General features: G+C 68.7%; 16 protein-coding genes and 2 pseudogenes. 7 read left to right on the forward strand and 11 right to left on the reverse strand.

Features of this window, described 5'->3' with window-relative positions:
* Nucleotides 1-228 precede the first annotated feature (228 nt).
* Together ACH45E_RS25570 and ACH45E_RS25575 are read left to right on the forward strand one after the other, a co-directional pair.
* Nucleotides 229-1,131: a helix-turn-helix domain-containing protein gene (locus ACH45E_RS25570; RefSeq protein ID WP_361439869.1), complete on the forward strand. Its 903-nt coding sequence runs from the start codon at nt 229-231 to the stop codon at nt 1,129-1,131.
* A gap of 72 nt (nt 1,132-1,203) precedes the next feature.
* The gene (locus ACH45E_RS25575; RefSeq protein ID WP_361439872.1) at nt 1,204-2,073 is read left to right on the forward strand and encodes a helix-turn-helix transcriptional regulator; all 870 of its coding nucleotides are present in this window, start codon (nt 1,204-1,206) and stop codon (nt 2,071-2,073) included.
* A 131-nt stretch (nt 2,074-2,204) separates the two neighbouring features.
* On the opposite strand, the gene ACH45E_RS25580 is transcribed toward ACH45E_RS25575, so the two are convergent.
* Nucleotides 2,205-4,253: an MDR family MFS transporter gene (locus ACH45E_RS25580; protein WP_361439875.1), complete on the reverse strand. Its 2,049-nt coding sequence runs from the start codon at nt 4,251-4,253 to the stop codon at nt 2,205-2,207.
* Between the two features lie 320 nt (nt 4,254-4,573).
* Here ACH45E_RS25580 and ACH45E_RS25585 point away from each other — a divergent pair, with 320 nt between their 5' ends.
* Nucleotides 4,574-5,320: an MFS transporter gene (locus tag ACH45E_RS25585; RefSeq protein WP_399041523.1), complete on the forward strand. Its 747-nt coding sequence runs from the start codon at nt 4,574-4,576 to the stop codon at nt 5,318-5,320.
* Between the two features lie 39 nt (nt 5,321-5,359).
* Here the strand turns inward: ACH45E_RS25585 and ACH45E_RS25590 are convergent.
* The 9 genes and pseudogenes from ACH45E_RS25590 to ACH45E_RS25630 form a co-directional block, all read right to left on the reverse strand.
* A pseudogene (locus tag ACH45E_RS25590) lies at nt 5,360-5,536 on the reverse strand (NADP-dependent oxidoreductase); the annotation flags it as partial.
* Between the two features lie 181 nt (nt 5,537-5,717).
* The gene (locus tag ACH45E_RS25595; RefSeq protein ID WP_361439878.1) at nt 5,718-6,587 is read right to left on the reverse strand and encodes a helix-turn-helix transcriptional regulator; all 870 of its coding nucleotides are present in this window, start codon (nt 6,585-6,587) and stop codon (nt 5,718-5,720) included.
* Nucleotides 6,588-6,773: 186 nt separating this feature from the next.
* The gene (locus ACH45E_RS25600; RefSeq protein WP_361439881.1) at nt 6,774-7,472 is read right to left on the reverse strand and encodes a type 1 glutamine amidotransferase domain-containing protein; all 699 of its coding nucleotides are present in this window, start codon (nt 7,470-7,472) and stop codon (nt 6,774-6,776) included.
* Nucleotides 7,473-7,497: 25 nt separating this feature from the next.
* Nucleotides 7,498-7,890, reverse strand: coding sequence for a nuclear transport factor 2 family protein (locus ACH45E_RS25605; RefSeq protein WP_361439884.1), 393 nt, complete (start codon nt 7,888-7,890; stop codon nt 7,498-7,500).
* Nucleotides 7,891-7,941: 51 nt separating this feature from the next.
* Nucleotides 7,942-8,541: a flavodoxin family protein gene (locus ACH45E_RS25610; protein WP_361439887.1), complete on the reverse strand. Its 600-nt coding sequence runs from the start codon at nt 8,539-8,541 to the stop codon at nt 7,942-7,944.
* A gap of 31 nt (nt 8,542-8,572) precedes the next feature.
* The gene (locus tag ACH45E_RS25615; RefSeq protein WP_361439890.1) at nt 8,573-9,565 is read right to left on the reverse strand and encodes an alpha/beta hydrolase; all 993 of its coding nucleotides are present in this window, start codon (nt 9,563-9,565) and stop codon (nt 8,573-8,575) included.
* Nucleotides 9,566-10,217: 652 nt separating this feature from the next.
* Nucleotides 10,218-11,747, reverse strand: a complete 1,530-nt coding sequence (locus ACH45E_RS25620; protein WP_361439893.1) for a UDP-N-acetylglucosamine 1-carboxyvinyltransferase — start codon at nt 11,745-11,747, stop codon at nt 10,218-10,220.
* 64 nt (nt 11,748-11,811) lie between these two features.
* Nucleotides 11,812-12,009 carry a DUF4236 domain-containing protein gene (locus tag ACH45E_RS25625; protein WP_361439896.1) on the reverse strand — a complete coding sequence of 66 codons (198 nt, stop codon included), beginning with the start codon at nt 12,007-12,009 and terminating at the stop codon, nt 11,812-11,814.
* Nucleotides 12,010-12,142: 133 nt separating this feature from the next.
* The gene (locus ACH45E_RS25630) at nt 12,143-13,027 is read right to left on the reverse strand and encodes a helix-turn-helix transcriptional regulator (protein WP_361439899.1); all 885 of its coding nucleotides are present in this window, start codon (nt 13,025-13,027) and stop codon (nt 12,143-12,145) included.
* Nucleotides 13,028-13,255: 228 nt separating this feature from the next.
* Between ACH45E_RS25630 and ACH45E_RS25635 the strand changes: the two genes are divergently transcribed.
* From ACH45E_RS25635 to acnA, 4 genes and pseudogenes are all read left to right on the forward strand, one after another.
* The gene (locus tag ACH45E_RS25635; protein ID WP_361439902.1) at nt 13,256-13,576 is read left to right on the forward strand and encodes a carboxymuconolactone decarboxylase family protein; all 321 of its coding nucleotides are present in this window, start codon (nt 13,256-13,258) and stop codon (nt 13,574-13,576) included.
* 70 nt (nt 13,577-13,646) lie between these two features.
* Nucleotides 13,647-14,081 (forward strand): cupin domain-containing protein, encoded by a 435-nt coding sequence (locus ACH45E_RS25640; protein WP_361439905.1) that lies wholly within the window; start codon nt 13,647-13,649, stop codon nt 14,079-14,081.
* Nucleotides 14,078-14,311, forward strand: a pseudogene (locus ACH45E_RS25645) (aldo/keto reductase); the annotation flags it as partial. The gene ACH45E_RS25640 and the pseudogene ACH45E_RS25645, both read left to right, overlap by 4 nt.
* Before the next feature lie 426 nt (nt 14,312-14,737).
* A complete protein-coding gene (gene acnA / locus ACH45E_RS25650) occupies nt 14,738-17,455 on the forward strand; it encodes an aconitate hydratase AcnA (protein ID WP_361439908.1) in 2,718 nt (905 codons plus the stop codon).
* 67 nt (nt 17,456-17,522) lie between these two features.
* Here acnA and ACH45E_RS25655 read toward each other — a convergent pair whose 3' ends face one another.
* On the reverse strand, nt 17,523-18,524 hold the full coding sequence (locus ACH45E_RS25655) for a LuxR C-terminal-related transcriptional regulator (protein WP_361439911.1): 1,002 nt from the start codon (nt 18,522-18,524) through the stop codon (nt 17,523-17,525).
* Nucleotides 18,525-18,539 lie beyond the last annotated feature (15 nt).

Genomic DNA, 18,539 nt, shown 5'->3' on the forward strand with positions numbered 1-18,539 from the left:
AAGGTGACGTCTGTCTGCACGCTCTCTGTCCACCTTCTCCACCTGCCGCAGCAATACCGGATATCGGTGGCACGCGGAAAGCACACTTATTTCGGCCACCGGATTCGCCCTCGACCCTGTCACTTGCGGGGGCGTCCGCAAAGGGGAGGATTCCATGTGGGGAATTCCTTATCCAGGGGAGAGATCCTTACCCCCTTCCCGCGGACCGGTCGGTGCGACACTGGCGCCATGACCGGCGAAGCGCATCCGAACGAGTTGGGAGAATTCCTCAAGCAACGGAGGTCCGAGCTGACCCCGCGCACCGTCGGTCTGCCCGACACCGGCGGCCGACGTGTGCCAGGGCTGCGCAGAGAAGAGGTCGCCGTACTGGCCGCCATCAGCACCGACTACTACACACGGCTGGAGCAGGGCCGCGTCCAGCCGTCGGCCTCCTTGCTCGCCGCACTCTCCCGAGTCCTGCACCTGTCTGACCACCAGCGTGACCGCCTGTTCGAGCTGGCCGGCCGGCACGGGACGCGACACCGCCGGCCGGCCGGGCAGAAGGTGCACCCCCAGCTGCGCCGCCTGCTCGACGATCTCACCGCGAGTCCCGGCGTGGTGATCGGCCTCCGTATGGACATCCTGGCCTGGAATCCGCTCGCCGCCGCCCTGTTCACCGACTTCGCGAAGGTGCCGGAGAGCAGACGCAACTGCGCCCGCATCCTCTTCACCGATCCCTCCATGCGGACCCTGTACGCGGACTGGCGGGCCGTCGCACGCGACTGCGTGGCCCGACTGCGCGTGGCGGCCGCCAAGCACCCCGAGGATCCGCGGCTGACCGATCTGGTGGGTGAACTCTCCGTGGAGGACGAGGACTTCGGGCAGTTGTGGGGAAGCCGTCACGTGCCGTTCCGCGAGGCGGGCGTCAAGAGGTTCCGCCACCCTCTTGTGGGTGAACTCGTCCTGGACTGGGACATCTTGACCTGTGGCGGCGATCCCGATCAGGAACTCGTCGTCTGGACGGCCGAGCCCGGCACTCCGTCGTACGACGGACTGCGTGCCCTCGCCTCGCGGAGCACACGGCCCGGCGGGCTCACGACCAGCGGGCCCGACCGGCCCGACGGGCTGACCGGTCCTGCCGACCCGCGATGAAAAGGCGGTTCCCAGACCGGGGAGAAAACCCTCCCCCTCACATTCCAGGTGAATGCTGCGATGCTCGATGCTATGTACACCCAAGAACCTCTGCCCGAACTGGGAGAATTCCTCAAGGTGTGCCGGGCCCGACTCAGCCCGCGGACCGTCGGCCTGCCCGAGTCGGGGGCGCCCCGGCGGGTGCCGGGGCTGCGCCGTGAGGAGGTCGCCCGACTCGCGGGGATCAGCACCGGGGCTTACACCCGGCTGGAACAAGGGCGTGCCTCGGTGTCCAGGTCGGTGCTCGCCGCGCTCGCCAGAGTCCTGCACCTGGACGACGACCAGCTCGCGCACCTGATCGACCTTGCATCCAACGGCGGCCAGGAACCCGGCCGCCTGTCGGCGCAGAAGGTTCACCCGCAGCTCAGGCGCATCCTGGACGATCTGGCGACCACCCCCGCACTCGTCCTCGGCCGCCGTTTGGACGTTCTAGCCTGGAACTCCCTTGCAGCCGCCCTGCTCACCGACTTCGACAGGATCCCGGCGAAGAGGCGCAACTACGCGCGGCTGCTCTTCACCGACCCCGCCTTCCGGGAGCTCTGCCTCGACTGGAGGACGAACGCCCGGGCCTGCGTGGCCTATCTGCGCCTGGAGGCCGCCCGCTGTCCCGGCGACCCGGGGCTGGCGGCACTCGTGGGCGAGTTGTCGGTCGCCGACGCCGACTTCCGGCAGTGGTGGGCCGGCCGTCAGATGAGCGGCCTGCGCATGGGGACGAAGAGGCTGCGTCATCCGGTCGTCGGTGACCTCACCCTCGACTGGGACAGTCTGACCTGCGCGGCCGACCCGACTCAGAAGCTGCTGGTCTCGACCGCCGCTCCCGGGAGTCCGTCCCACGACGGGCTTCTCTTCCTGGCGTCGTGGACCGCGGACCCGCACCGGCCTGGGCGGGATCCGGCAGCCTGAGGACCGACGGCCCGTTGGGGCGCTGTCGGGTGCGGCAGGGGGGTCATCGTGGCGCGCACGGGCCGTATGGCCGTCGGCAAGCCGTCGTGGGGTCGGTGCCCCCTGCCGTCGTCCGTTGTACGCCCCTGGGATCACGCCGTGCGACGGGCGCGGGCCCGGGGTGCTGGGACGTGGGGTCGTTCCCTGTCGGAGCCCGACAGCTGTGTGGACAACTCCTCGACCAGTTCGACCAGGTCCGTCGGCCGGTCGGGTCCCCACCAGTCGCCCAGCAGTTCCGCGAACGAGTCCTGACGGGCCACCGAGAGCCTCGCAGCGGCGTCACGCCCCGCGTCGGTGAGTATCAGGTCCATGCCCTCGCGGGTGGCCAGCCCACGCTGTTGGATCTCGTCCAGTGCGTCCTGGATGACCGGCAGCGGCACCTGGCTGTACTCGGCGAGCCGTGCCGGCGACAGCGACCGCTCCGGTCGGAGGGCACGCAGCAGCAGCCAACTGGAGGCGGGCCGCAGGTCGTACCCGGCCCTGACGGTGATCTTCTCGTAGACGCCGCGCCGCCCGTCGCGCGAGCCGAGCACGGACAGGGCCCGCTGCACCTCCTCGCGCGAGGACCGGTGCACGGGGTGGACACTGAGCGTTTGCGCCATGTCGGGCGCGGTCACCGAGCCGCGCAGTCCGTCCTCCCTGAGGAGCCAGGCCAGGGCGAAGGCGAGCAGGACGATCGGGGCCGCGTAGAGGAACACGTCGGTGATCGAGGCCGCGTACGCGTGCAGTGCGGCCGAGCGCAGGCCGGGTGGGAGTTCGGCCAGGGCACGCGGGTCGGCCTCCAGTGCGGCGGTCGGCCGTGATGGGGACGGCCCGGTGAGCGCCGCGCGCAGCCTGTCGTCGAGCCGGTCGGTGAAGATCGTGCCGAAGACGGCGACGCCGAACGCGGAGCCGATCGACCGGAAGAAGGTGACGCCCGAGGTGGCGACGCCCAGGTCCTCGTACGACACCGCGTTCTGCACGATGAGCACCAGCACCTGCATGACCAGGCCGAGCCCGAAGCCGAACACGAAGAAGCAGAGGCTCATCTCGAGGTCGCCCGAGGTCTCCGTGAGCCGGTGCAGAAGCAGCAGGCCCACCACGGTGACGGCGGTGCCGGCCACCGGGAAGACCTTCCAGCGTCCGGTGCGCGCGACGATCTGGCCCGACAGTGTGGACGTCAGGAGCAGCCCGATCACCATCGGCAGCATGTGCACGCCGGACATCGTGGGCGACACGCCCCGCACGACCTGGAGGAACGTCGGCAGGTACGTCATCGCCCCGAACATCGCGAAGCCGATGACGAAGCTGATGGCGGAGGAGAGCGTGAACGTGCGGATGCGGAACAGCCCGAGCGGAAGCACCGGTTCGGCGGCCCGCCGTTCGGCGAACAGGAACGACACCAGCAGCAGGGCGCCCAGAACCGCGGTCCCGACCAGCGGGGCCGACGCCCATCCCCAGGTCCTGCCGCCGAGCGAGGTCACCAGGATCAGACAGGTGGCGACTGCTGCGATCAGGAAGGTGCCGACGTAGTCGATCCGGTGCTTCTCGGCCCGCACGGGGATGCGCAGCGCCGCGGCGATCACGAGCAGGGCGACGGCACCCACGGGCAGGTTGACGTAGAAGACCCAGCGCCAGCTCAGACGGTCCACGAACAACCCGCCGAGCAGCGGCCCGAGGACGCTCGTCGCTCCGAAGACGGCACCGAACAGGCCCTGATAGCGGCCCCGGTCCCGCGGCGGCACGATGTCGCCCACGATCGCCATCGACAGGACCATCAGACCGCCGCCGCCCAGGCCCTGCAGCGAGCGGAAGGCGATGAGCTGGGACATGCTCTGCGCCAGGCCGCACAGCGCCGACCCGATCAGGAAGATGACGATCGCGGCCTGATAGAGCCTCTTGCGCCCGTACTGGTCGCCCAGTTTGCCCCACAGCGGGGTCGCCGCGGTCGAGGCGAGCAGGTACGCGGTGACGACCCAGGACAGATGGCTCATGCCGCCGAGGTCGCTGACGATCGTCGGCAGAGCGGTGGAGACGATGGTCTGGTCGAGTGCCGAGATGAGCATGCCCAGCAGCAGCGCGCCGATGGACACGCGCACCCTGTGCCGGCTTCCCGCCGCCGATGGCGAATCCAACGCCGGTCCGCTCACGTCCTGGACCATTGACGCGTCCCTTCCGGAGGATGCGGGATCGCGACCGACACCGCATACCAGGCCATTTCATTCCCATCGCGACGGGGAATCGGACGCGAAGCTTCCGTCCGGATCGCGTCATTGACCATATCCATGGGGATTCCACCTGCACATCGTCGCATGGGGGGAGAAATCCATCCCCTGGATAATGCGCGCCGGGTAAAAAAAGGTCCTCTTTACTTTCTCTACTGCAGCGGGAAATTTACTTTCCGACGCAGAACCGCGGAGATGCGTACGTCGATGACGAACGGCGTCCTTTCTCGACCCGGGCCAAAGGAAGCGAGTCACGGATGTCCGGAACCACGCCCACGCCGAGTGGGACCGTCAGCCCGCCGGCAGCCGCGGCACGGGCAGGCGCGTTGCTTCCCGTCGCGCTGGTCGCCGCGTACTACGGCACCTACATCGCAGTGATGTCGCCGCCCACCGTCAGCTTGGCCCTGCGGGTGCGCGATGTGGTGGGCGAGGATCAACGCGTCTCCACCCTGAGCACGGTGCTGTCCGTCGGCGCCTTCGCCGCCGCGATCGCCTCACCGCTCCTGGGCGCCCTGTCCGACCGCACCACCCTGCGCTTCGGGAAGCGCCGGACCTGGCTGGTGATCGGTCCGCTGGTCGGGCTCACCGGTCTGGCCTGTATCGGCCTGGGCGGCGCGGTGTGGCTGCTGGTCGTGGGCTGGGTGCTGGCGCAAGCAGGCTGGTCGGGCACGCTGATGGCGGCGCAGGCCGTGCTGACGGAGCGGATCGAGCCGGGGATGCGGGGCCGGGTGAGCGGTCTGATGGGCCCGGCCATGCCTGTCGGCATGGTCGCCGCGACCCTGCTGGTCAGCCTGCTGGACTTCAGTCCCGTACTGATGCTGCTGGTCCCCGGTCTGATCGGGGTGGCCGGTGCCGTGTTCCTCGTGGCCGTCGTCCCCGACACGAGCACCCTTCCGCCCTTCGGGCCGCGCGAGTTCTTCTCCAGCTTCTACGTGAACCCGCGCCGCTACCCCGCCTACGCCTGGGCCTTCGCCAGCCGGTTCCTCATGTTCTCCGGCGTCTAACTGGTCCACGACGCCGGCGGCTTCCATGCCGGGCACGAACGGCGGCCGGGCGTCCGGCGACCGGGCGGGACCGCTGCGCTGGAGGGCGTCGACCGCGTTGACGGTCGCCGCGTGCACCCGGATGCGCACCTCGCCGGGACCAGCCTCAGGTACGGGAAGCTCCAGGACACGGAGCACCTCCGGCCCACCGAATTCCGTGAAACCTACAGCCTTCATGCGAAGCACCTCGTCTTGACGAGCGGTCGTTGAGGTGTCCGACTTTTGCTTCTCGCGTACGCCCGGAAAAGGGGAGAGATGTTGGCGGGGATGCCGCCATAGGGGGGACGGAATTCTCCCCCCATGCAGGACACCGCACCACGAGTGGGCCGGCCCCTGCGGGCGTCCGTCAGGGGAATGCTCAGGTCGTGGCGTCTGACGCCGTCGGTTTCTGGTCGGCGGCCCAGGAAGCGAGGAGGCGCAGCCCGTCGTGCGATGGCGTCCCTGGTGCGGCGTTCCACACGATGATGTGCTGGTCGGGGTCCGTGCCGCAGGTGAGCGTGTTCCAGTCGAGCGTCAGCTCGCCCACCACGGGGTGACGCAGCTTCTTGACGCCGTTGCCCCGCATCGCGACGTCGTGTTCGGTCCACCACTGTCGGAACTGGGCGTCACGGGCGGAGAGCTCCTCGACCAGGGCGGTGAGCGGCTGGTCGTCGGGGTAGCGCGCGCTCTCCATGCGCAGCTGGGCGATGGCCAGCCGCGTTACCTCCTCCCAGTCGACGTACAGCTCGCGCATCCAGGGTTCCGTGAACAGCAGCCGGACGAACACACGGTCCGGCTCGGGGTAGCGCCCGAAGTCGGTCCACAGGGCGGCGGCGAGCCGGTTCCAGCCGAGGATGTCGGTACACCGGCCGATGACGAAGGCCGGGGAGGTGGTGAGGTCGTCCAGCATGCGCTGCAGCTGCGGGTCCACCTGCTGCCGCTCGCGGTACGTGGACGGGATCACCCGCTCCTTCGCGGCGAGGTGCAGGAGGTAGGTGTGCTGGGCGTCGTTGAGGCGGAGCACCTGGGCGATCTCGTCGAGCAGGGGAGCCGATGCCTGGAGCCGTCCCTGTTCGATCCGGGTGTAGTACTCGGTGCTGATCGCCGCGAGGAGGGCCACTTCCTCACGGCGCAGACCCTTCACACGCCGCCGATGCCCGCCGCGCAGGCCCACCTCGGAGGGCGTGAGCTCGGCACGACGGGCCTTGAGGAACTCACCCAGCTCGTTCAGATGCGGGTTGCGGTTCATGACCTTCAGCCTGACACAGAGGCCACGTTTTGTAAGGGGGACAGATTTGTCCCCTGTCTGTTCCGCCAGTAGACGGTGAGCTGGTCGTTCTGAGGCCGCTGCCTTCCGTTTGGGGGGCTGGAACGGGGCCGGTGGCCGGGTGCGCGATCGCGTACCCGGCCACCGGAGCAGAACACCGCCCGGGTGTCAGCTCAGTGCTTTGACGAGCTCGTCGGCGAGGGGGACGGCCGAGTAGGGGTTCTGGCCCGTGTAGAGGGTGCGGTCGACCTGGACGTGCGGGGTGAAGGGGTCGACCTCGCGGTAGTCCGCCTTGAGTTCGCCCACGAGGCGGTCCTGCAGCAGCCACTTCGCACGGTCCGCGAGGCCGTTCTGCTTCTCCTCGGCGTTGGACAGACCGGTGAGGCGATAGCCGGTGAACGGAGAGGTCCCGTCCGGGCCGATCGTGGCCAGGAGGGCCGCGGGGCCGTGGCAGACCAGGGAGACCGGCTTGCCCGAGGCCAGCCACTCGGTGAGGAGCCTGCCGGACTCGGCGTTGTCGGGCAGGTCCTCCATCGGACCCCAGCCGCCGGGGTAGAAGACGGCCACGTAGTCGTCGATGTCCACCTCCTCGATGCGCATCGGGTTCGTCAGCTCGGTCGCCTCGCGCACCGCGGTCCGCATGCGCTCGGCTCCTTCCTCACCGCCGTTGAAGTCCGGGGTGAGGCTGAGCGCGTCGACGGTGGGCGGCACGCCGCCGGGGGTCGCTGACGCGATCTCGTATCCGGCCTCTTTGAAGACCTGGTAGGGACCGATCGCTTCCTCGGCCCAGTAGCCCGCCGGCTGGCGGGTTCCGTCGGCCAGCGTCCAGTGGTCGGACGCGGTGATCACGAAGAGGATCTTCGCCATGGTGTGTCGTCTCCTGGTGCGGGTGTCAGCCCTTGAGGGCTTCCTGGAGGATGTGGCTGTCGGCGGCCTGGCGCATGCTCACGGCCTTGCCGTCGCGGACCGTCCACAGGTGGATGAAGCGGACGTCGGCCTTGTTCCCGGTCTTCGTCTCGGCGTGGTAGTGACCGAACACGAAGACGTGGCCCTCGTCGTCGGCGTAGAACTCCTCGGGCACCGCGCCGAAGGACTCGTAGTTCGGCATCGTCCTGCCGAAGAAGTCCTTCGCCGCGTCGTCCCAGCCGTGGTAGACGCCGCTGTTGGGGAAGCCGGGGGTGATGTCCCAGACGAGGTCCGGCGCCATGACCTCACTGGTCACTTCCGGGGCCATCCCGGATTCGTACACCCGTCGGATGAGGGCGAGATGCGGGGAGTCGGACACGGTGTACTCCTTGCGGGGGGTGGATGGGTGTAGCGGGGAGGGCATGGGTGATCAGGCGGCGAGGACGGTCCGCCCGGCGCGGAAGATCGCGGCCTGGCGTGCGACGCGGGCACCCAGGTGCTCCGCGGTGGCGATGTCCGACGTGTGGACCGCTTCCGGACCGGCGTCGGTCGGGCTCTGGGCGCCGGCGCCGAGGAAGAAGCCCAGTCGGTTGATGTCGTCCTCGCTGGCGGTGGTGGAGTCCCAGCCCGGCAGCAGGCCCAGGCTGATCCAGTGCATGCCGTGCTGGGCGGCAAGGGTGGCGAAGTAGCCCAGGGTGGAGGACTTGTCGCCGCTCTTGGCTCCGGAGTTGGTGAAGCCCGCGGCGAGCTTGTCCACCCAGGTGTGGGCGAACCAGCGCCTGCTGCCGGCCTCGGCGAAGGCGTGGAAGACCGCTGAGGCGGTGCCCATGTACGTGGCGGAACCGAAGATGATCGCGTCGGCGGCGTCCAGCTGTGCCCACTGCTCGTCGGTGATGGTGGCGACAGGGATGGCGACGACATCGGCGCCGGCTCCCGCCGCGCCACGCGCCACGGCTTCGGCGATGACGGCCGTGTGGCCATAGCCCGAATGAAAGGCGATGGCGACGGTGGGCCGGCCGGGATCGGGCATGGTGATCGTGCTCCTCGAATGATTTCCGCTGTCAGAGGACGGCGAAGAACTTCACCATCTTGGTGAGCGCCTGATCCATGTACTCGGGTACGTCGTACATGGCGATATGCGTCGCACCGTCGACGACGAACAATTCCTTCGGTCCGTTGGAAAGCTCGTACGCCTGGTCGCTGAAAACCTTGGTGTCGGCCTTGCTGCCCGCGATGAGAAGCATCGGCTGCGTCAGCAGCTCCGGAATCTGGTCGAACGCCGAGAAGGCGTACATTTTGTCCAGGCTGGTCAGCAGGAAACGGCCCTTGGAATTGGGATGCTGACCACGCGGAGTCCGGTAGTAGTCGTATCCCTCGCGCAGAAGGTCCGGCGTGTTGTCGTCGATCTCTTCCAGCGTCTCCGGGACGAACGGGGCGTAGACCGGCGCAGCTCCGTTCGCCTCCGCCGTACGCTGCCGGGCGACCGCTTCCAGGGCCTCGATCTGCTCGGCCACGGGGGAGAGCTGCCCGAGGAAGGCCCGGGAGCCCTCGCCCATCGGGGCCGCGCTGACGGTGGCCACCGCCTTGAAGCGCCGCTCTGTCTGGGCCACGCTGATCGCGTAGCCGCCTCCGGCGCAGATGCCGAACACGCCCATCCGCTCGGTGTCGACGTACGGCAGAGTGGTCAGGAAGTCCGCCGCGCAGCGGGCGTCCTCCACTCGGGTCGGCGGGTCCTCCAGGAGGCGGGGTTCGCCGCCGCTCTCTCCCTGGTAGGAGGAGTCGTAGACCACGGTGACGAATCCGTGGGAGGCCAGCCTCTTCGCGTACTCGCCGATGGTCTGTTCTTTCACGCCGCCGGCGGGGTGAATTCCGACGAGGGCGGGGTACTTCTTTTCTTCGTCGAAATCGTCCGGCAGATGAAGGTGTGCCGCGATTTTCACGGCCTTGTTCCTGAACGAAACTGTCTGGACCATGGCGCCTTTCCCTTCGTCGCCGTCGATCCGCCGACCGGCGGTCCGGACACCATGATTCGCGGGTGCGGAGATGCTGTCCACTCGCGATGGGGGGAGGAATTCTTCCCCCGGATACGAATTCCCGGGTAGGTGACTGTCCGTCTCATTCCTTGGGCGCGTTCCACAGCTCCGGCAGTTCGGTCGGTGAGTCTTGTCCATCCTCCGCCCGAGCCGGACAGGCAGAGGGTGAGGACAGCTCGGACGAGGTTCGTGACCTGGGGCGTCGAGCAGCGGAGCTTGCGGAGGGGCTCGTCGTCGAACCCGTCCAGCATGGGATTGCCCCCGTCGGTCAGGTCAACTACCCAGTCGACGCGCCGACGTAGAGGGTTGGAATCTGCTCGATCCGCTCCCGTGAGCAGCGCTCAGGCTCTCACCGCACGTCCGATGAACTGCGCAGGCGCGGCTCGCTCGTCCCGTCGACGGCAACACACCTCTCGGCGTGACGCTCGTTTGACGCTCCGAGGGCCTGACGGCCCGCTCGAAGGGCCGGAGAAGATGGCTTGACCTGCTACTTCTTCGGCCTTCGCGCCATACGACATGGTTCCGATGACGGATCACGTCATGTGTCCTGTCACTCAAAGCCTCCGAGCCCGGCCAGAAGTCCCAGGAAAGTCCCAGAGGTGCCCACGCGTTCCCTTCTGACCCGCATTTCTGCAGGTCAGGAGGGGCTTAATGATACTTTTTCGTAGAACCTTCAGATGTCCCGGAAGATCTCGATCTGCGCCCCGATCGAGTTCAGCCGCTCCGCGAGGTCCTCGTAGCCCCGGTTGATGACGTACACGTTGCGCAGCACCGACGTGCCCTCGGCGGCCATCATCGCCAGCAGTACGACCACGGCGGGGCGCAGTGCGGGCGGGCACATCATCTCGGCGGCGCGCCAGCGGGTCGGGCCCTCGACCAGGACGCGGTGCGGGTCGAGGAGTTGGAGCCGGCCGCCGAGGCGGTTGAGGTCGGTCAGGTAGATCGCGCGGTTGTCGTAGACCCAGTCGTGGATCAGCGTCTTGCCCTGGGCGACCGCCGCGATGGCCGCGAAGAACGGGACGTTGTCGATGTTCAGGCCGGGGAACGGCATCGGGTGGATCTTGTCGATGGGCGCCTCCAGCTTGGAGGGCCGGACGGTCAGGTCCACCAGGCGGGTACGGCCGTTGTCGGCGACGTACTCCGGGCTGCGGTCGTGGTCGAGGCCCATCTCCTCCAGGACGGCCAGCTCGATCTCCAGGAACTCGATCGGCACCCGGCGCACCGTCAGCTCCGACTCGGTGACCACGGCGGCGGCCAGCAGGCTCATCGCCTCGACCGGGTCCTCGGAGGGGGAGTAGTCCACGTCGGCGTCGATGTCCGGCACGCCGTGCACGGTGAGCGTGGTGGTGCCGATGCCCTCGACCTTGACGCCCAGGGCCTCCAGGAAGAAGCAGAGGTCCTGGACCATGTAGTTGGAGGACGCGTTGCGGATGACCGTGACGCCGTCGTGCCGGGCGGCGGCCAGCAGCGCGTTCTCGGTGACGGTGTCCCCGCGTTCGGTCAGCACGATCGGCCGGACCGGACGGATCGAGCGGTCGACCTGCGCGTGGTACTGGCCCTCGGTCGCCGCGATGTCGAGACCGAACCGGCGCAGCGCGATCATGTGCGGCTCGATGGTCCGGGTGCCCAGGTCGCAGCCGCCGGCGTAGGGCAGCTTGAAGCGGTCCATGCGGTGCAGCAGGGGGCCGAAGAACATGATGATGGACCGCGTACGGACGGCGGCCTCGGCGTCGATCGCCGCGATGTCCAGCTCGGCCGGCGGGACCAGCTCCAGGTCGACGCCGTCGTTGATCCAGCGGCTGCGCACCCCGATGGAGTTGAGCACCTCCAGAAGGCGGTACACCTCCTCGATCCGCGCCACCCGGCGCAGCACTGTGCGCCCCTTGTTGAGCAGTGAGGCGCACAGCAGGGCCACACAGGCGTTCTTGCTGGTCTTCACGTCGATGGCGCCGGAGAGCCGGCGGCCGCCGACCACGCGCAGATGCATCGGACCCGCATAGCCCAGCGACACGATCTCGCTGTCCAGGGCTTCACCGATTCGGGCGATCATCTCAAGGCTGATGTTTTGATTGCCGCGCTCGATGCGGTTCACGGCGCTCTGGCTGGTGCCGAGAGCCTCCGCGAGCTGTGCCTGTGTCCAGCCTCGGTGTTGCCGGGCGTCACGGATGAGCTTGCCGATGCGTACGAGGTAGTCGTCTGCCATGGGGTTGAGGCTATCTCAGATATGAGATGGCGCCTGCTGGGAGGTCCGTTCGGGTGACGCCCGGTCAATGTTCCCTGCGTGAACGGGTACGACGCCACCCGAAAGGCCCCGGCAAATCCATGGATGTCGTATTACGTCCGGTACTGCTGTGGGTGTGGCGCGGGCCATTCCTGCCGCCCGTCGTGATGGACCAGGAGTGCCGGTTGATGTTCAGTCGCACGCCGGGCAGGATCCGGAAACTCTTGCGGAACGTGAGCGGCATGTCTGCCTCCTTCGGTGGTTGTCGGACCGGGTGCCGCTCACGTCGGATACCCCGTTCCGGCGCGCGGATGGCTGTCGACGGGTGTCGTTGGGCTGGGACGGGCTGGGCCGAAACGCATTCGGCGAGGGTCTGGTCAGGGGTGGGAGGCGTCCTGGTGGGTTTCGTCCGGGCTGTCGGCGGCCCAGGAGGCGAGCAGGCGTAGCGCGTCGTGGTCGGGTGTGCCTGGTTCGGCGCTGTAGGCGGTGAGCGTGAGGCCGGGGTGGGCGGGCAGTTCCATGGCGTCGAAGTCGAGGGTGATCTCGCCGATGGCCGGGTGGCGGAAGGGCTTGCGACCGGTGTGGTGCAGGCGCACGTTGTGTTTGGCCCAGGCCGCACGGAACTCGTCGCTGCGGGTGACGAGTTCGCCGATCAGTCCGGTCAGTTCGGCATCGCCCGGGGCTCGGCCGGCTTCGGTGCGCAGCAGGGAGACGGTGGTGTTGACGGAGGCGTTCCAGTCGGGGAAGAAGTCGCGGCTGGTGGGGTCGAGGAACTGGAAGCGGGCGATGTTGACCGGGCGGGCCGAGCCGGTGAACAGGGGGGCGTAGAGGGCCCGCCCGAGCGGGTTGACGGCGAGGATGTCGAGGCGGCCGTTGCGGATGAAGGCCGGGGCGTCGGTCATGGAGTCCAGAACGCGGGTAAGGCTGGCCGGGACGGGCGTCTTGGCCTTGCGGGCGGCGCGGCGCGTCGGGCGGTGACGCTGGGCGGCGGCCAGATCGTGCAGGTGGGCGCGTTCGGCCTCGTCGAGCTGGAGGGCGCGGCTGAGGGCGTCGAGGACCTCCTCGGAGGCGCCGGCGAGCTGGCCGCGCTCCAGGCGGGCGTAGTAGTCGATGCTGACACCGGCGAGCATGGCGACTTCCTCGCGGCGCAGCCCGGGCACTCTGCGGTTCGCGCCGCCCAAGGTCGGGAGCCCGGCCTGCTGCGGGGTGATCTTCGCGCGGCGGGTGGTGAGGAACTCTCGGATCTCGTGGGCGGTGTCCATGCCGTCCAGGCTAGGCCGGGCGGAACAACCCTGGGGTGGCCTGCCAGTACCTGTACCCGCAGTGCCTTCCGTACGGCTGTGAGCCGCGGTTTCCTCGATGGTGGCAGCGGATGCGGTCCGCGTCCGCGAGGCGGGAAGAACCCCTCCTGCGGATGCCCGTCGGCCTCTTTCGGCCGACAGTGAGCAGCGCCGCGTCCTCGTGTTCACACCTTTCCAGGGAGTCGCCCTATGGCACAGCAGTCCGCGCCTCAGGAACTGGCCGGTATCGCGCCGAAGCTGGTCGAGGTCACCAACGAAGTCCTCTTCAGGGATGTGTGGGAGCGCCCCGGGCTCGCCCCGCGGGAGCGCAGCCTGGTCACGGTCAGCGTGCTGGCCGCGCTGTACCGCAGCGAGCAGCTGCCCTATCACCTGGGTGTGGCGCTGGACAACGGACTCACGGTGGAGGAGCTGTCCGAGGCGATCACGCACCTGGCCTTCTACGCCGGATGGCCCAACGCCATGACCGCCATCACCCAGCTGAAGAAGCTCGCGGACGAGCGTTCCGCCTGATCACGGCGTATGCAGCGCAACGATGCCCCGCACGGTCAGCGGGACGGATCGAATCAAAGGAAAGAACGAGATGACTGTCAACGAGTTTGATCAGATTTTCCCCCTCGGAGAGAAGAACGACGCCTTCGCGCCGTACTTCATCGGCCAGAGCTACCTGGCTCCGCTCGCCTCGGGGAGCGTCCCCGTCAGCAACGTCTCCTTCGAGCCGGGCTGCCGCAACAACTGGCACATCCACCACGGCACGGCCGGCGGCGGTGACCAGATTCTGATGTGTACGGCGGGCAGCGGCTGGTACCAGGCCGAGGGCGAGGAACCCGTCAGCATGGAGCCTGGAACGGTGGTCCGCGTTCCGGCGGGAACCAAGCACTGGCACGGCGCGAAGGCCGACTCGTGGTTCTCCCACGTCGCCTTCATCACGCCGGGCGAGGGCGTCGGCAACGAGTGGCTCGAGCCGGTCACCGACGAGGTGTACGGGCAGCTGCCGCAGAACGGAGCGAGCGCATGACCATCCTGGACGAGACGTACACGCTGGCAGGCGGCGTCGAGATTCCGAAGCTGGGGCTCGGCACCTGGTTCATCGACGACGACAAGGCGCCCGACGCGGTCCGCGCGGCCGTGGAGGTCGGCTACCGCAACATCGACACCGCCCAGGCGTACGGCAACGAGCGCGGCGTCGGCGAGGGGGTGCGTACCTCGGCAGTGCCCCGCGTCGAGCTGTTCGTCTCGACCAAGCTGCGCCGCCGACCTGGGCGCCGGCGGCGCTGATGCTCCCGGTCGGCCGGGGCGGACCGCCGGCCATGCCGCCCACCACCGCCCTGCTCGTCCACAGCGTGCCGGCGCGCTGCCGGCCGGCCAGAGCCACATGCTGACCGGCGTGCGCACCAGCCTCCTGCCGGCCGCCGCCCTCGTCGGCGCCGCGGGCGTCGCGGCCTGGCGCCGCGGTGCGGCGGGGAGCTATGGGGTCCGGGCATGACCATCCCGCCCCCATGTACTAGAGTTATCTCGACATCGAGATATCTGCCGAGGCGCACCGTAGCCGCCACTCCGGTAAGGGATGCCTAACTAAGGGATACCTAACTTAGCCTTACCTTATTGGATCGGCCAAGTCGGCGTGGCGGCAGGATTGACGGTGGTACGCGCACATCAATGAAGGAGACTGTCGTGTCGGCGAACAGCTTCGACGCCCGCAGCACGCTGCAGGTGGGCGACGAGTCGTACGAGATCTTCCGGCTGGACAAGGTGGAGGGCTCGGCCCGGCTGCCGTACAGCCTCAAGGTCCTGCTGGAGAACCTGCTCCGCACGGAGGACGGCGCGAACATCACCGCCGACCACATCCGTGCCCTCGGCGGCTGGGACTCCCAGGCGCAGCCCAGCCAGGAGATCCAGTTCACGCCGGCCCGCGTGATCATGCAGGACTTCACCGGCGTGCCCTGTGTCGTGGACCTCGCCACCATGCGCGAGGCCGTCAAGGAGCTCGGCGGGGACCCGGCGAAGATCAACCCTCTCGCCCCGGCCGAGCTGGTCATCGACCACTCCGTGATCGCCGACAAGTTCGGCACCAACGACGCTTTCACGCAGAACGTCGAGCTGGAGTACGGCCGGAACAAGGAGCGCTACCAGTTCCTGCGCTGGGGCCAGACCGCCTTCGACGAGTTCAAGGTCGTCCCGCCCGGCACCGGCATCGTCCACCAGGTGAACATCGAGCACCTGGCCCGTACCGTCATGGTCCGCGGAGGCCAGGCGTACCCCGACACCCTGGTCGGCACCGACTCGCACACCACCATGGTCAACGGCCTCGGCGTCCTCGGCTGGGGCGTCGGCGGCATCGAGGCCGAGGCCGCCATGCTCGGCCAGCCGGTCTCCATGCTCATCCCGCGCGTCGTCGGCTTCAAGCTGACCGGCGAGCTGCCCACCGGCACCACCGCCACCGACCTGGTGCTCACCATCACCGAGATGCTGCGCAAGCACGGCGTCGTCGGCAAGTTCGTCGAGTTCTACGGCGAGGGCGTCGCCGCCACCTCCCTGGCCAACCGCGCCACCATCGGCAACATGTCGCCGGAGTTCGGCTCCACCGCCGCGATCTTCCCGATCGACGACGAGACCCTGAAGTACCTCAAGCTCACCGGCCGCTCCGAGCAGCAGGTCGCGCTCGTCGAGGCCTACGCCAAGGAGCAGGGCCTCTGGCTGGACCCGAAGGCCGAGCCGGACTTCTCCGAGAAGCTCGAGCTGGACCTGTCCACGGTCGTCCCGTCCATCGCCGGCCCGAAGCGCCCGCAGGACCGCATCGTCCTCGCGAACGCCGCCGAGCAGTTCAAGCAGGACGTCCGTAACTACGTCGACAGTGTGGACGAGGCGGGTGTCGAGTCCTTCCCGGCCTCCGACGCCCCCGCCCTCCACCCCAACGGCGCCCCGTCCAACCCGGTCCAGGTCACCGCCCCCGACGGCACGACCTACACCCTCGACCACGGTGCGGTGACGGTCGCGGCCATCACCTCCTGCACCAACACGTCGAACCCCTACGTCATGGTCGCCGCCGCGCTCGTCGCGAAGAAGGCCGTGGAGAAGGGCCTGACCCGCAAGCCGTGGGTCAAGACCACCCTCGCCCCGGGCTCCAAGGTCGTCACCGACTACTTCGACAAGTCGGGCCTGACCCCGTACCTCGACAAGGTCGGCTTCAACCTGGTCGGTTACGGCTGCACCACCTGCATCGGCAACTCCGGCCCGCTGCCGGAGGAGGTCTCCAAGGCCGTCAACGACCACGACCTCGCGGTCACCTCGGTCCTCTCCGGCAACCGGAACTTCGAGGGCCGTATCAACCCCGACGTCAAGATGAACTACCTGGCCTCCCCGCCGCTGGTCGTCGCGTACGCCCTCGCGGGCTCCATGAAGGTGGACATCACGCGTGACGCCCTGGGCACCGACCAGGACGGCAACCCGGTCTTCCTGAAGGACATCTGGCCCTCCGAGGCCGAGGTCAACGACGTCGTGGCGAACGCCATCGGCGAGGACATGTTCAACAAGTCCTACCAGGACGTCTTCGCGGGCGACGCCCAGTGGCAGGCGCTGCCGATCCCGACCGGCAACACCTTCGAGTGGGACGCCGAGTCGACGTACGTCCGCAAGCCCCCGTACTTCGAGGGCATGCAGCACGAGCCGGCCCCGGTCTCCGACATCTCCGGTGCCCGCGTCCTGGCCAAGCTCGGCGACTCGGTCACCACCGACCACATCTCGCCCGCCGGCGCCATCAAGGCCGACACCCCGGCCGGCAAGTACCTCACCGAGCACGGTGTGGAGCGTCGTGACTTCAACTCCTACGGCTCGCGCCGAGGCAACCACGAGGTCATGATCCGCGGCACGTTCGCCAACATCCGCCTGCGCAACCAGATCGCGCCGGGCACCGAGGGCGGCTACACCCGCGACTTCACCCAGGCCGACGCCCCCGTCTCCTTCATCTACGACGCCTCGCGCAACTACATCGAGCAGGGCATCCCGCTGGTCGTCCTGGCCGGCAAGGAGTACGGCTCCGGCTCGTCCCGTGACTGGGCGGCCAAGGGCACCGCGCTGCTCGGCGTCAAGGCCGTCATCGCCGAGTCGTACGAGCGCATCCACCGCTCGAACCTCATCGGCATGGGTGTCCTCCCGCTGCAGTTCCCGGAGGGCGCCTCCGCCGAGTCCCTCGGTCTGACCGGCGAGGAGACCTTCTCCTTCACCGGCGTCGAGGAGCTCAACAACGGCACCACGCCGCGCACGGTGAAGGTCACCACCGACACCGGTGTCGACTTCGACGCGGTCGTCCGCATCGACACCCCCGGTGAGGCCGACTACTACCGCAACGGCGGCATCATGCAGTACGTGCTGCGCAGCCTGATCCGCAAGTAGCGGATCCGGTACGGCGGTCAGGGCCGCGTTCCCCGTCAGGGGGGCGCGGCCCTTCGCCGTCCCGGCCCTAGACCCAGCCGCGCTGTGAGGCCCGTACCCCCAGCTGGAACCGGCTCGCCGCCCCCAGCCGGTCCTGTAGTTCGCTCACCCGCCGCCGCAGCGTCCTGAGGCTCACGCCGAGATGGCGGGCCACCGCCTCGTCCTTCATCCCGGACGCCAGCAGCCGTGTCAACGTGCGTTCGCCCTCCGAGAGTTCACCGTCGCCGGCCGCCTGGCCGAGGGGCGTGGCCTGCTGCCAGGCCAGCTCGAACAGCTTCTGCAGGGCCTCGGTCACCGCCGAGTGCCACACCACGACGGCGCAGTATCCGCCCGCCTCGGATGCGGTCAGCGGGAGCATCGCCCGACGCCCGTCGACCACCAGCAGCTTGAGCGGCACGGACGGCAACACCCGCGCCTGCTCACCGAGTTCCATCATCTTCCAGGCCCGGGACAGGGTGGCCGGATCCTCCAGGGCGGTCGCCGCGTAAATCCCGCGGGAGACGATCCCACGGCGCAGCAGACCGGCCTGGAGATCCACCTGCGGGGTCGGCGGCGCGAGATACGGCGGTGTGTCGAAGAGGCACACCTCGTGCTCGGCGCGCGCGTACAGCTCTCCCAGGCGGGCCGCGATGGCCCCCTCGCCCGAGGCGACCTCGACCAGCCGGGACGGCTCCTCGCGCAGCAGCCCGGCCTCGTACGCGGTGGCCATCTCCTCGGCGGTGGCCGCGAGGAGTTCCGACTCCGTCTCGCGTCGCCTGATCAACGCGCGGATCGCCACCCGCGGGTCGACCGCCCGTAACCCGCCCATGGAGTCCGGTGGCTGGAGCAGCCCGAACTCGAGCAGCCGGTTGCAGGACTCACGCACCTGCGCCGGCGAGGCTCCGGTCAGCCGGGCCCAGCCCCCCGCACCGGCGTCCGGCTGGTGCAGGATCGCCTGGTACAGCACCTCGTCGAAGGCGGAGACCCCCACCGCGGCCCACGGGCTCGCGGAAGGGGTCTGTCTTGCCATGTCATATGCCGAGTTCGCCATGCCCGGCACCGTAAG

The organism is Streptomyces sp. NPDC020299, from assembly GCF_044387825.1.
Taxonomy (GTDB): Bacteria; Actinomycetota; Actinomycetes; order Streptomycetales; family Streptomycetaceae; genus Streptomyces.

Coding starts and splice junctions, on each gene's coding strand:
- ACH45E_RS25570 (WP_361439869.1), top strand. CDS start 229: ATGACCGGCGAAGCGCATCCGAACGAGTTGGGAGAATTCCTCAAGCAA.
- ACH45E_RS25575 (WP_361439872.1), top strand. CDS start 1,204: ATGTACACCCAAGAACCTCTGCCCGAACTGGGAGAATTCCTCAAGGTG.
- ACH45E_RS25580 (WP_361439875.1), bottom strand. CDS start 4,253: ATGGTCCAGGACGTGAGCGGACCGGCGTTGGATTCGCCATCGGCGGCG.
- ACH45E_RS25585 (WP_399041523.1), top strand. CDS start 4,574: ATGTCCGGAACCACGCCCACGCCGAGTGGGACCGTCAGCCCGCCGGCA.
- ACH45E_RS25595 (WP_361439878.1), bottom strand. CDS start 6,587: ATGAACCGCAACCCGCATCTGAACGAGCTGGGTGAGTTCCTCAAGGCC.
- ACH45E_RS25600 (WP_361439881.1), bottom strand. CDS start 7,472: ATGGCGAAGATCCTCTTCGTGATCACCGCGTCCGACCACTGGACGCTG.
- ACH45E_RS25610 (WP_361439887.1), bottom strand. CDS start 8,541: ATGCCCGATCCCGGCCGGCCCACCGTCGCCATCGCCTTTCATTCGGGC.
- ACH45E_RS25620 (WP_361439893.1), bottom strand. CDS start 11,747: ATGGCAGACGACTACCTCGTACGCATCGGCAAGCTCATCCGTGACGCC.
- ACH45E_RS25625 (WP_361439896.1), bottom strand. CDS start 12,009: ATGCCGCTCACGTTCCGCAAGAGTTTCCGGATCCTGCCCGGCGTGCGA.
- ACH45E_RS25630 (WP_361439899.1), bottom strand. CDS start 13,027: ATGGACACCGCCCACGAGATCCGAGAGTTCCTCACCACCCGCCGCGCG.
- ACH45E_RS25635 (WP_361439902.1), top strand. CDS start 13,256: ATGGCACAGCAGTCCGCGCCTCAGGAACTGGCCGGTATCGCGCCGAAG.
- ACH45E_RS25640 (WP_361439905.1), top strand. CDS start 13,647: ATGACTGTCAACGAGTTTGATCAGATTTTCCCCCTCGGAGAGAAGAAC.
- ACH45E_RS25655 (WP_361439911.1), bottom strand. CDS start 18,524: ATGGCGAACTCGGCATATGACATGGCAAGACAGACCCCTTCCGCGAGC.